This window comes from Belnapia mucosa (assembly GCF_016775475.1).
In the GTDB taxonomy this organism is placed as follows: domain Bacteria; phylum Pseudomonadota; class Alphaproteobacteria; order Acetobacterales; family Acetobacteraceae; genus Belnapia; species Belnapia mucosa.
On record NZ_JAEUXJ010000024.1, the window covers coordinates 37,733 to 49,554 of the forward strand.

11 protein-coding genes and 1 tRNA gene are annotated in these 11,822 nt (G+C 66.4%); 7 read left to right on the plus strand and 5 right to left on the minus strand.

The genetic code is table 11. The features are described from left to right. The first annotated feature begins 45 nt into the window (after positions 1-45). The 6 genes from pip to JMJ55_RS27300 all read left to right on the plus strand — a co-directional run bounded on the left by pip (position 46) and on the right by JMJ55_RS27300 (position 7,455). Positions 46-996, plus strand: a complete 951-nt coding sequence (gene pip / locus JMJ55_RS27275; protein WP_202828770.1) for a prolyl aminopeptidase — start codon at positions 46-48, stop codon at positions 994-996. A gap of 20 nt (positions 997-1,016) precedes the next feature. Further along, positions 1,017-1,093: transfer RNA gene (locus JMJ55_RS27280), tRNA-Arg, on the plus strand. A 1,098-nt stretch (positions 1,094-2,191) separates the two neighbouring features. After that, on the plus strand, positions 2,192-4,111 hold the full coding sequence (locus JMJ55_RS27285) for an ATP-binding protein (RefSeq protein WP_202828771.1): 1,920 nt from the start codon (positions 2,192-2,194) through the stop codon (positions 4,109-4,111). Between the two features lie 48 nt (positions 4,112-4,159). Further along, positions 4,160-5,347, plus strand: coding sequence for a hypothetical protein (locus JMJ55_RS27290; RefSeq protein ID WP_202828772.1), 1,188 nt, complete (start codon positions 4,160-4,162; stop codon positions 5,345-5,347). Between the two features lie 145 nt (positions 5,348-5,492). Continuing rightward, complete coding sequence (locus tag JMJ55_RS27295) at positions 5,493-5,693, plus strand: hypothetical protein (protein ID WP_202828773.1); 201 nt, start codon at positions 5,493-5,495, stop codon at positions 5,691-5,693. Positions 5,694-5,748: 55 nt separating this feature from the next. Beyond that, entirely contained in the window at positions 5,749-7,455 is a 1,707-nt protein-coding gene (locus tag JMJ55_RS27300; protein WP_202828774.1) for a type I restriction enzyme HsdR N-terminal domain-containing protein, read from the plus strand. A 524-nt stretch (positions 7,456-7,979) separates the two neighbouring features. Here the strand turns inward: JMJ55_RS27300 and JMJ55_RS27305 are convergent. Next, positions 7,980-9,017, minus strand: a complete 1,038-nt coding sequence (locus tag JMJ55_RS27305; protein ID WP_202828775.1) for a patatin-like phospholipase family protein — start codon at positions 9,015-9,017, stop codon at positions 7,980-7,982. 13 nt (positions 9,018-9,030) lie between these two features. Between JMJ55_RS27305 and JMJ55_RS27310 the strand changes: the two genes are divergently transcribed. Continuing rightward, positions 9,031-9,273 (plus strand): hypothetical protein, encoded by a 243-nt coding sequence (locus tag JMJ55_RS27310; RefSeq protein WP_202828776.1) that lies wholly within the window; start codon positions 9,031-9,033, stop codon positions 9,271-9,273. A 3-nt stretch (positions 9,274-9,276) separates the two neighbouring features. On the opposite strand, the gene JMJ55_RS31785 is transcribed toward JMJ55_RS27310, so the two are convergent. From JMJ55_RS31785 to JMJ55_RS27325, 4 genes are all read right to left on the minus strand, one after another. Beyond that, positions 9,277-9,399, minus strand: a complete 123-nt coding sequence (locus JMJ55_RS31785; protein ID WP_268885434.1) for a hypothetical protein — start codon at positions 9,397-9,399, stop codon at positions 9,277-9,279. Positions 9,400-9,562: 163 nt separating this feature from the next. Next, complete coding sequence (locus tag JMJ55_RS27315; RefSeq protein WP_202828777.1) at positions 9,563-9,994, minus strand: hypothetical protein; 432 nt, start codon at positions 9,992-9,994, stop codon at positions 9,563-9,565. After that, positions 9,991-11,343: a recombinase family protein gene (locus JMJ55_RS27320; protein ID WP_202828778.1), complete on the minus strand. Its 1,353-nt coding sequence runs from the start codon at positions 11,341-11,343 to the stop codon at positions 9,991-9,993. Before JMJ55_RS27320 ends, JMJ55_RS27315 begins: the two co-directional genes overlap by 4 nt. Then, positions 11,340-11,801, minus strand: a complete 462-nt coding sequence (locus tag JMJ55_RS27325) for a DUF2924 domain-containing protein (protein ID WP_202828779.1) — start codon at positions 11,799-11,801, stop codon at positions 11,340-11,342. The genes JMJ55_RS27320 and JMJ55_RS27325 overlap by 4 nt, the downstream gene beginning before the upstream one ends. Positions 11,802-11,822 lie beyond the last annotated feature (21 nt).

The following is an 11,822-nucleotide window of genomic DNA, read 5'->3' on the forward strand; positions in this document are numbered from 1 at the left end:
GCGGAGGCAGTTGCCGCGGTGCCATGGGATGGGGATATTGCGCCCATGCCCCGTGGCGACCTCTTCCCCGATATCGCGCCTTTCGAAACCGGCCTGCTCCCCCTCACGGGCGGGCATGTGATGTATTGGGAGCAGGTCGGCAATCCGCGCGGCCAGCCGGCCCTCTTCCTCCATGGCGGGCCAGGCGCCGGGGCGGGCGCGGTGCATCGCCGCTTCTTCGATCCCAGCCATTGGCGTGTGGTGATCTTCGACCAGCGCGGCGCCGGCCGGTCCCGGCCGCTCGGCGAGCTGCGCGAGAACACGACGCCGCATCTGGTCGAGGATATCGAGACGCTGCGCCGCTTCCTCGGCATCGAGCGCTGGCTGCTCTTCGGCGGCTCCTGGGGCTCGACCCTGGCGCTGGCCTATGCCCAGGCCCATCCGGATCGCGTCACCGGCTGCGTGCTGCGCGGCGTCTTCCTCGGAAGGCGGTCGGAGGTGGAGTGGTTCCTGACCGGGCTGCGCCGCATCTTCCCCGATGCCTGGACCGCCTTCACCGAGCATCTGGCGCCCGAGGAGCGGCGGGACCTGCTGGGGTCCTATCTCCGCCGGCTCTGCGACCCCGACCCGCTGGTGCATCTGCCGGCGGCGCGGGCCTGGAGCCAGTATGAGGGTTCCTGCTCCACCCTGCTGCCGAGCCCGGAGACGGTGGCGAGCTTCGCCCAGGACCGCTCCGCCCTCGGCCTGGCGCGGATCGAGGCGCATTACTTCGCCCATGACCTGTTCCTGCCGCAGGCCGGGCTGCTCGGCCATATGGACCGGATCGCGCATATCCCGGCCGAGATCGTGCAGGGCCGCTACGACATGGTCTGCCCGGCCGAGACCGCCTTCGAGCTGGCCGCCGCCTGGTCCCGCGCGCGGCTGACGGTGGTGCCGGATGCCGGGCATTCGGCGCTGGAGCCCGGGGTGCGGACGGCGCTGGTGAGCGCGGTGGAGCGGTTCCGGCGCCGCGGCTGATATGCTAAGGCTGGCTCTGGGTCTCCGTAGCTCAGCAGGATAGAGCACCAGATTCCTAATCTGGGGGCCGTGGGTTCGAATCCCGCCGGGGACACCATTCCTTCCTGCAAACTCGCTCTCCGGTTGGCTGGGCGGCGCCTGGAACCGCAGGTTGCGCCAGGGTTGGCGCACGAACCTTGGGAGTGCTGAGGTCGGAGCTGGCCGGCAATCTCTCTCCGGAGGACGGATTCTCTCCGGACCTGGGGACTTGGCCGATTTAGTCCCAAGGTTGGGACCGAGGAAAAAGGCCGGCTTCCGAGCGGCATCTCTCGCGGAAGTTGGAAATCCGAATGCCCGACCACTCGGCTCCAGCGACGAACTTCAGAACCGCCGCTGCCCGGAACGCGATTATAGCTCATGTCAGGGCGACCCCGCTCGTACCGTTAAGTCGCGGTTGGGCAGCATCCGAGAGAACGGCCGTCCTCGAAGACTCGGTGGCGGGAAGAGCTCGGTTTGCCCCCTCTCGGATCTCCAAGTCTGGCCCGTTAAGGTCCGGATACGGGGGCAAAGCGGCCATGAGTCCGCAAATGACAGGATCGGCGGCGTCGCGCCCGTGTCGGTCGTCGGCTGGGCGCACGCGATATTCTGGAAGCGGACGAAGCATACCCAGCCTCAACCGACCGAGGAGGGCAGGAAACGACTGTATACGATTGCGGCCCGTATGTCCGCTTCACCCACGTGAGCGGTCGTAGAAGCAGCCTGCCCAAGGTCGCCTGCTACGGCGTGGTCTGGCCGGAGGCGGCCTGTCCGCTTCGAAAACCCGGGATGTCAAAGCGGACGTTCCCCTCGGCCGCTGTCGGGCCGGAGCAATCATTAAACGTTCAGGATAGGTGGGCCGGTTTGCCCGTCAGGCGCTCCCCCGTCCCTACGGGCCCGTCACAGCCTGCGCAGGCAGTGCGGGCAAGGGGCCCGTGTCCGTAACGCGCGCTAGCACGCCGGCAGCCTCCCGCACGGCGGGTGGGCGCGGCTATTTCAGGCAGACCCGCGTGAGGGATCATCACGCGGAGTGCTGAAACCGCGCAGCGGGCGGGGGAGGCGCGCCCGTTTCCGACTAAGCCCAACCGCTTGTTGCTAAAAGGTTCTATTGTCGACCCCGTGAATTTCACGGAAACTTGAGGCGCGCCTTCTGAGGGAATCGGCGTGGGGGACTCTGCTTATGCGCCTGCACCGGCTGATCCTGGAGAACTTTCGCGGGTATGCGCGGCGCACCGAGATTGATATTGCAGACCTGACATCAGTCGTGGGCAAGAACGATGCCGGCAAGAGCACCATCCTTGAGGCCCTGGCCATCTTCTTCGGCTGTGATGCGGTGAAGATCGACCAGCAGGACGCCTGCATGCGCGGCGAAACGGGCCCGCTCATCCGGATCGGCTGCGTGTTCGACCAATTCCCAGGACACATTGTCATCGATGCCCGCGCACCCACGAGCCTTACGGACGAGCACCTACTTAACGCGGAGGGACTGCTGGAGATCGTCAAGGTCTTCGACGCCTCGAAGAAGTCGGTGCCTTGCACCGTGTATGCCAATTGCCTGCACCCTACGGCGAACGGCGCCGCGGACCTGCTGCAGCTTAAGAACACCGATCTGAAAAAGCGCGCCGCAGACCTCGGCATCGCGAAGGAGGCTATTGCTGATGCGCGGTCGAATGGGTCGCTCCGCGCTGCCATCCGGGCCCACGTCGCCGATCTCGACCTTGTCGCGCGGCTGGTCCCTCTTGACGCTGAGGACGGCAAAAAGGTTTGGGAGCAGCTCCAGAAGGTGCTCCCCACCTTCGCCCTGTTCCGGTCCGACCGGCCGAGCCGGGACGAGGACCCTGAGGTCCAAGACCCCATGGCCCTGGCCGTAAAGGAGGCGGTGCGGGAGGTCGAGGCCGACCTGGAGCAGGTCAGGGCGAAGGTCCGTGACCGCGTGGCGCAGGTCGCGCAGCGCACAATCGAGAAGCTACGCGAGATGGACCCGGCGCTCGCCTCAGAGCTGACACCAGAGTTCCGCGCCGAACCCAAATGGGAGGGATTTAAGCTTTCGCTGGTAGGCGAGGGCGGCGTGCCGATCAACAAACGGGGTAGCGGCGTCCGGAGGCTCATCCTGCTGAACTTTTTCCGGGCCGAGGCCGAACGTCGGCAGGCCGCGACGGATAGCCCGGGCGTGATCTATGCCATCGAGGAGCCCGAGACCTCGCAGCACCCCAACAACCAAGCGATGCTCGTGCGGGCGCTCGCCGAGCTGAGCGAGCGGGAGGGCGTGCAGGTCCTCCTCACGACACATGTGCCCGCGATCGCGGGCCTCCTGCCTGCGGAGAGCATCCGGTTCGTCGCCCGAGGTGCGGACGGCCACCCCGAGGTGCGGGGCGGCGGCGAAGAGGTACTGCGCGATGTGGCGGACCAGCTCGGCGTGTTGCCCGACAAGCGGGCCGCGCTGCTGGTCTATGTCGAGGGCCCGAACGACGTCGTCTTCCTGGGTCACATGGCGCGCCTGTTCCGCGCCGACGGCGACACTACCGTGCCGGACATACAAAACGATCCGAGGGTCGCCTTCGTGGTAACCAGCGGCGGCAACCTACGGCACTGGGTGAACGAGCGATATCTGGCCAACCTCGGCCTGCCGGAGGTCCACATCTACGACCGCGACACAGAGACCCCGCCGAAGTACGGCGCCTTCGTAGACCAGGTGAACGCGCGGGGTGGCACGCACTGGGCCCGCCTGACATCGAAGCGCGAGATGGAGAACTACCTGCACCCGGGCGCGATCGCGGAGGCTATGCAGGTGGCGGTCGTGTTTACAGACGCCTGCGACGTGCCGACCATTGTCGCTCAGAAGGTCCACTTGGCCAGCGGCTCGCCCAAGGCTTGGTCGGAACTCGACGAGAAGAAGCAGGCCGAGAAGTGTCGTAAGGCGAAGCTGCGGCTGAACGCCGATGCGGCTGCCCGCATGACGCGCGACATGCTGCGCGAGCGTGACCCAGCAGGCGAGGTGCGCGGGTGGTTCGAGGAGATTGCGGTTCGCATCGACCCCACGCTCGTGCGCGCGACCTTCACACCCCAGATCCCGGAATCTGCGCAGGCAGCTGCGAAATGATGCAGAGCGCCGGATGGTGGTAGCCCACCCTTCCGGGGAAAGTCGCTCTTGGACCTATGGGATTCCAGAATCGCATTTGCTGAGCAGGAAGCCGTGGACCGGACGTTCATCCATTCCTTTGAGCCCGCTGCGCAAAACCCGGTAGCAGGTCCTACTGTCGCCCTCTCCACGCAGGAAATCGAGGATGCAGGGATCCGCGAGGTGCTGCAAACACCAGGTGCCGGGTTGGGCTCGTGGTCAGTGCTGAACGCTCTCCTCCAGCCTACCGGCGCCGGCACGCCGTTCATCTTTCGTGAACCTCTGGGTCAGGCCCGCGAGGTGAAAGTTGCGCTTTCAGGACTTTTTGGACGATTTGTTGCGCGCGCCTACCTTGAACGCTATTTCGGCCTCTCCGTCTTTGCTCACCTCGCACGGTCAACCATTCACCTGAACAGGCGCCGGCGCATCAGGATTGAGAAACGGCACGGCGAGCGAGGGGACCTTCCCGACTGGATCTCGTGCTCGGCCGGCATGACCGCCTTGACCGTAGCCGAAGCCAAGGGCTGTCACGACCGGCTCGGCCCCACCCAAACATTGGCACGCGCTTGGCGGCAAGCCGGACGTGTCAACGTGTACGCTGGAAATCACCCGGTAATCCCTCTGAAGCGTGTCGCAATCGTGACCCGTTGGGGAGCGGCGCGCGGCGGCGCTCCGGAGCCGATGTTGGCTGTTCACGATCCAGAAGATGAGGGGGATGCGACACCTCCTGAGGACATGGATGCGCTCTTTGTAGGTCTCTTGCGCTTGCATTTCGCCGGCCTTTTGGGCCCGCTCGGGCATTCTGGATTGGCGAACGAGCTCAGCGAGCTTGCATCCGCCTCGTTCGCCTTGAGCGAAAGGCAAGCCTCAGCGCGGGCTCGAAGAGCCTTGGAGGACGCACCTGTAAGGGAGATCAGCCCGGGAGCGTCGGAAGACGCCTTCGACGGCTTGGTGGGTGGTCTTGTGACCCGCGCTGGCCCAGCCCGCACTGCAATTCTCTCGCAGGCAGACCAGGAGACCCTAGCCCGCCTGGACTTGCGTCCCACCTTCGTCGGTATTGAACGCGATGTGCTGCGGTTGGCTATTTCCGGAGAGCCCACCGAGATACGGAAGGCGATGGCCGGGGTTTCAAGAAAGAGCGCGATTGCACGTCCCGATCGTGCGGGAGGTTGGATAGTGCCCCTTGGTCCAGACCTGGGAACATTGAAAGACGCATAGTGCTGCGGATGTGATTGGCGCTGCACACAATAGGGCTCCATGTCACGCGTGTGCGGACCAGAGGGTGATGCGGTCCATGGCCTCCAATCTTTTTGGCGGACGTTAGCTCACCGCATTCCACGGTACGGGTAAGCGGATCCAGGCAGTGAGCGCGTCCAACATAAAGGGCGAAGCCCGCGCACGGCGCATTGTGCCCGGGATGCTGGTCGAGGCCGCGTTCGACGAGGTCTACGACCTAGCCATCCGCCGCCTCGCGACTTACCCGCCGGTCGACCTGCCCGCCAGACTGGCAGGAGCGGATCTCACCCTGTATTGGAATGATGGATCACCGGACCAACTCGGCTGACCGGCGGGCCGGGCCGGCATCGGTTTGCGGGTCGTAGTCGCGGATTGGTGGAAACATGGGCAACGGCCTCACGGACCCCCTTACCGGCTCGCTGAGTGAGGCGGACCTGCTACTCCAAGCGAAGGCGCTCGAACCGCTGTCCACCGGCGCGCAGGCCGAGTTGGAGCGGATCATGGGCCTTAGCCGGCTCGACGAGTGGTCCGAAGCGGATGTCCGCGAGGAGATCATCACCCCCATCCTGCGTGTCATGGGCTACGCCAAGGAGAGCATGTTCTCGACCACGCGCGAGAAGTCACTCCGGATTTTGGAAAAGGGGCTCTCCGCGGACTACACGATCACGCTTTGGGAGGAGGACTTCTGGGTCATCGAGGCCAAGAGGCCGAAGGTGACGAACGGCCGCTTCAAGTACGACCAGCTGTGGCAAGCCGTGCAGTACGCCATCCATCCGGCCGTCAACGCCGCACTAGTCGTGTTGTGCGACGGCCATGCCATCGAGATCTACGACCGCGAGGAGAGCTTGGAGGCTCCCGTGCTCCGCGTCGAGCGGGAAAACCTGCTGCGCGACTTCGACGAGATTAGGGCCCTCCTCGGCCCGTTGCAGTCTTGGTTCTTCCAGAAGCGCCGGGTTGTGCGCTTGCTGGACAAGGTGTTCGATAAGGAGTTCCAGCTCGGCCGCATGGAGGAGTTCAGAAGCCTGGTGGACCGGCGCCTGCGCGCAAAGGAGCAGCAGACGATCGCCAACCACCGAGCCCTGCGGGCGACCCGCGGCGGCGACGCCGAGCTCCGCAGAATTAGGTCCGCCGACGCCGCCGAGATCGTCGAGGGCGTGTTCCCGGTGCCGCTGCCCTGGCCCATGATCAAAGCCGGCACCGCGCGCCTAGTAGAATTGAGCACGCCCAGTCCGTTCCAGGTCTTGCACCGCATCTTCCCGGACGAGCCGCGCGCAGCGAACGACGCCTTCGTCTCGCATGCACTCCATTACCTGATTGGGCTGAGCGAGGCGCACGCCTACCTGCCGTGGACGCCGCACTGGCTGGGCGGAACGAACGGGGGCGGCGCCCCGACCGACGCCGTAATCGGAAGGCTGATCGCGCTCGGCCTTACGCACTTCAGCGCCGATCCCGCGCGCAAGTGCGTGCTCCTCTACGCGAACGGCGTCAGGCGCGTGTTCAAGGCGCTGATGGTACTGCACCCGCAAATGAAGCGGGCCGGCGAGACGAAGCATGCCCTCCAGAGGTACTTGGGCGACGAGTTTGACTTCTCCCAGATGGTGTCGTCCCCCGACCGTCACCTCCTGCTATCGCTCGACCAGCTCGAAGCACTGGCGCTACACCGCTTCGTGGCGACCTCGACCGGAGAGCACCGGCGGTTCCTCGTCGAGTCCGCGAAGCTCGAACTCCAGCAGCTGTGGCAGCTTGAGCGGAGCCTGATCTCCGGCGTGAAGGATTACAGGGCGCTGCTGAACGAGCGCAATCTGGGCGAGGTCCATCCCACCGAGGCGGCGGGGATCGTCTACGACGAGCTTGGGCACAACTGCCTGTGCATCCTCGACAGATCGCCCGAATGGCGGTCCTATGCACTCGCGCAGCACAGGCCAGAGGTCGAACACCTGGCCGCGATCGGGTCGTGGCAGGCCAGAGCATGGATCGGCATGTCGCGCGACGACGGTGCCCAGGCGAGCGAGGCTGAGCTGGCCGACCGCTTCTTTTTTGGAGATGTGGAGGTCGCGGCCGCGCTCAGAAATTCCTACGGCTTTCGCTAAACACGGGTTGGATTTCGCGCCTGTGCTGGCCGTCGGGCGGCCTTCTATTCGGTGTTGCCGCCGATTCGGCGCACCGCCTCGATCAGCGCGTCCGATTCCCGCACCTCGCTTGCCATGCATCAGCGACGGGTGAACCGTAGCTACGCGTCGTTGCAGCGGGGAGGTGTAGCGGCCGCTCTCCAGCAGCCGCTTCCACCGATGCGCCCGCGCCAACGCCTTCACCAGGGCCGGGTCGGCGCGCGTGCGCGCCGCCGCGGCGCGGGGCCCGGTGCCGTCCGGCGTGACCGCCAGCTTCCGCCCGCCGCGGCGTCGGATGGTCAGTGGGACACGGACAGTGATGCTGGTGGCCGTGGTCATGCGGCCCTCCGGCTCTCAGTGCCGATGGCGCCGAGGTCGCGCACCAGGCTGGCCAGCCCCTCCAACCGCAGCCGTATGTCGGCGCCGGCGGGACTGACCTCAACCCGCTCGACCAGCAGCCAGACGATGCCAGCCTGCTTGGCCGGAACAGCACGTCACACAGCGAATCAGTCTTCCTCGGTGCGGATCTCGACTGCTGGCCTGGCGAACCGGGCAAGATCGAGCGTGGGGCGCATTCCAATAGTGTCGAGATTATCGTCGAGCCAGCGCTCCGCGGTGCTGCGTCCAAGGTCGCGCAGCCGCCGCAGGAAGTCCCAGCGAGTGTCCAGCGCACTGCCGCTCGGCAGGGCACGGAGCGCCTCCTCAGCGGCGATCACGTGCAGCCGGGCCTCGCGCAGCCGCGCCAGCCCGGTCCCCGGCGGCGGCGGCTCGGGCAAATCGGCCAGCAGCCGCTGCGCCATGGCGAGCGAGCGTAACTCCAGCCGCAGAGCCGTGCCGAAGGCGATCTCGGCCGACCTCTCGCGGATGTCGGCGGCACCCTGCGGTGGCTCGGGGCGCTCCATCGGCGCGGTGGGAACAAGAATGACATCCGCCGGTGCCCCGGCCTCAATCAGTGGCCGCAGCGGCGGATTGCTGGCGTAGCCACCATCCCAGTACGCCTCGCCTTCGATCTCCACCGGCGGAAAGATCTGCGGCAGGCAGGCCGAGGCGAGCAGCACATCGGCCGAGACCTCGGCATCCCAGAACAGCCGCGCCTCGCCGGTGCGCACCCGCGTCGCCGAGACGACCAGGGTCGGCGCTCCCTCCGTCCCGAAGACGGACGGGTCGAGCAGCCCATTGAGGACGCCCCGCAGCGGGTTGCGACCCATCGGGGCGAGCCGCGATGGCGGCAGATCCTTGGCGGCATGCCGCAGTGCGTCGGCCACAGGGGAGAACATCCCGAAGAAGGGGCGGAGCCAGGCTGCGCTGTCGAGGTCGGGCGAGCCAGCAGCGACGGCAACGCGGCGCCAGAGCGCCTCGAGCAGGTGCTTGGCCTCGGCGGGGCCGCCGTTGGCGAGGCCCTGGACGAGCATGGCCGCATTCATCGCCCCGGCACTGGCGCCGCTGGCAACCGCGATCCGCAGCCGCGGCTCGTCCAGCAGGCGGTCGAGCACGCCCCATGAAAAGGCCCCGAGCGCGCCGCCGCCCTGTAGCGCGATGGTCACCGGACGCGGGGTCGTGACCGAACTGATCGGATGTGGCTGGGGGGAGATGGTAGAAGGAACTACGTTCATTGACTTCCTGTGTTCGGAGGCGCTGAGCGGCCGTCACCACCTGCTGGACCAGGTCGGTCCAGCCGGGGTGGTGATCCTCAATGTCGGGATGAGTGCGATCCCGGTGCCGCTGGCGCGGGCAGAGGCGCAGAGGTCACGTCTGCCGAGTGGGCCGAGGCCGGGCGAGCGGTCTCGGTTGGTGCCGTGAGCCTCAGAGGCCGAGCGGCATTGGTGGTAGATCTTTCGCGTGGTTCTGGAAATATCTGGACTGTTCGAGGGTCAGTCTGACACCAACGACAATCAGTACAGCAAGCAAGGTGGTCAGGATGGGCATGGAGAAGGCTCCTAATGTTCCTCCCCAACCTCGCCGATCATGTTGTATGCTGCGCTGCACAATTCCAGTAACATAGAGTTTCACAGCTCGAAATATCGGCTCTGCCTGCCCTCTGTATTCGGCTTAAATTAAGGTGGACTCCACAGACTCAAGCGGTCTGGTGCTAATTCGCTATGCGACTGGATCGTGCGACAGGCGGGAAAGCTGCACCTGCGAGCGCGAGACGCTGCTTATCCCACCTGCTCGGGAGAGGTGTCGATAGTGCCGCCAGAGCCAGCTCCGGAGGCTGCCGCCCATCAAGAAGTGCCTCGACGATATCCGGCGCCAGCAGCGTCAGCCGTAGCATCTTGCCGAGATAGGATCGGTCGATCCTCTCGACCCTGGCCAACTCGGCGAGGGAGCCGTAGCGGTCGCTTTCCAGCAGCCGCTTCCACCGATGTGCCCGTGCCAGTGCCTTCACAAGAGCCGGGTCGGCTCGGGTGCGCGCCGGTGCGGGCTCAGATGTACTGCCGTCTGGCGTGACGACCAGCTTCCGCCCGCCGCGGCTGCGGATCGTCAGCGGGACTCGGACCGTGATGCTGGTCGCCGTCGTCATGCCGCCCGCCGGGTTTCGATGCCGATGCCGCCGAGGTCCCGCACCAGGCTGGCCAGCCCCTCCAGCCGCAGCCGGATGTCGGCGCCGGCGGGGCTGACCTCGACCCGCTCCACCAGTAGCCGGACGATGCGGGCCTGCTCGGCCGGGAACAGCTCGTCCCACAGCGGGTCCAGCCGCTCCAGAGTAGCCAGGGTCTCCGCCTCGGTCAGGTCCGGCGCCTCGGCCCGCGCCGCCCGCCAGGTGCCGACCACCACCTCTGGCTGGCGCAACAGTGCCCGGACCTGATCGATGACCGCCGTCTCGATCTCGGCCGCGGGCAGGCGTCGGACCGGGCAGTCGCTGGTCTCCCCTTTCAGCACGGCCTGGCTGACGTAGTAGCGGTAGAGTCGCCCATGCCGCCGCGTGTGAGTGGGCGACATGGCGCGCCCGTCCGACCCGAAGATCAGGCCTCGCAGCAGCGCCGGGGTCTGCCGACGATTCTGGTTGGCGCGGACTCGCGGGCTTTCCTGCAGGACGGCATGGACCCGGTCCCACAGCGCCCGCGGCACGACGGCCCGGTGCTCGCCCGGGTAGACCTTGCCCTTGTGCATGACCTCGCCGAGGTAGGTCCGGTTGTTCAGCAGCCGGTAGAGCGCCCCCTTGTCGAAGGGCCGGCCGGTCTTGGTCAGCACGCCCTCTGCGCACAGCCGCCGGACAGTCTCCACGCCGGAGCCAGTGTCGGCGAAGAGCTCGAAGACCCGCCGTGTCCACGCTGCCTCGGCCTCGTTCACCACCAGCTTGCGGTCGCGCACCTCGTAGCCTAGCGGCACCGGTCCTCCCATCCACATGCCACGAGCTTTGGAGGCGGCGACCTTGTCCTGCACCCGCTCCCTGATCAACTCGCGCTCATACTGAGCGAAGCTGAGCAGGATGTTGAGCGTCAGCCGGCCCATGCTGGTTGTCGTGTTAAAGCTTTGCGTTATTGAAATAAAAGTGACGCTGTGGGTGTCGAACACCTCCACCAGCTTAGCGAAGTGCATCAGTGACCGAGACAGTCGATCGAGCTTGTAGACGACAATCACGTCCACCAAGCCGCGCTCGATGTCACGCAGTAGGTGCTGCAGCGCCGGCCGCTCCAGGGTACCACCGGAGACGCCGCCGTCATCGTAGCGCTCCGGCACCAACACCCAGCCCTCGGCGCGTTGGCTGGCGATGTAGGCCTCGCAGGCGTCGCGCTGGGCATCGAGGCTGTTGAACTCCTGCTCCAGCCCCTCCTCAGTCGACTTCCGGGTGTAGACGGCGCAGCGGAGCTTCTTGGTGGTGGCCGGCATGGCGGTCTCGACTGTGGTGGCGGCCTTGCGCTTGCTCATGCATCACCTCGGCTGCGCAGCCCGAAGAAGCTCCAGCCGTTCCAGCGCGTGCCGGTGATGTGCCGGGCAATGGCAGAGAGGGAGCGGTAGGGCCGGCCCTCGTATTCGAAGCCGTCCGTCAGCACAGTGACGGTGTGCTGGATGCCCTGGTATTCACGCACGAGCCGCGTGCCGGCGATCGGCCGGTCCTCGCCGGCGCGGATGCGGCGGAGGACGACATTGCCGCCGTCCAACTGATCCCCCAGGGCCTCGAGCCGGGCGACGGTCTCCGGCTTCAGGCCGCCATAGGCCAGTTCCTGGATGCGGTAGGCGAGCCGGCTCTCCAGGAACTTCCTGTTGTAGGGCGGCGGCTCGGTGCCGCAGAGCTCGCGCCACTGCTGCTTCAGCTCGGCGATGTCGGCCTGTTGAGTTTCGCTGAGAACTGACCCGGGGTTTTCATCGAGAACTGACCCGGCCAAGGGATATCTCCCGCGTGCTGC

Excerpts from the sequence above, each read along its gene's own strand:
- pip (WP_202828770.1), top strand. The coding sequence starts at position 46 with ATGCCCCGTGGCGACCTCTTCCCCGATATCGCGCCTTTCGAAACCGGC.
- JMJ55_RS27285 (WP_202828771.1), top strand. The coding sequence starts at position 2,192 with ATGCGCCTGCACCGGCTGATCCTGGAGAACTTTCGCGGGTATGCGCGG.
- JMJ55_RS27300 (WP_202828774.1), top strand. The coding sequence starts at position 5,749 with ATGGGCAACGGCCTCACGGACCCCCTTACCGGCTCGCTGAGTGAGGCG.
- JMJ55_RS31785 (WP_268885434.1), bottom strand. The coding sequence starts at position 9,399 with ATGCCCATCCTGACCACCTTGCTTGCTGTACTGATTGTCGTTGGTGTC.
- JMJ55_RS27315 (WP_202828777.1), bottom strand. The coding sequence starts at position 9,994 with ATGACGACGGCGACCAGCATCACGGTCCGAGTCCCGCTGACGATCCGC.
- JMJ55_RS27320 (WP_202828778.1), bottom strand. The coding sequence starts at position 11,343 with ATGAGCAAGCGCAAGGCCGCCACCACAGTCGAGACCGCCATGCCGGCC.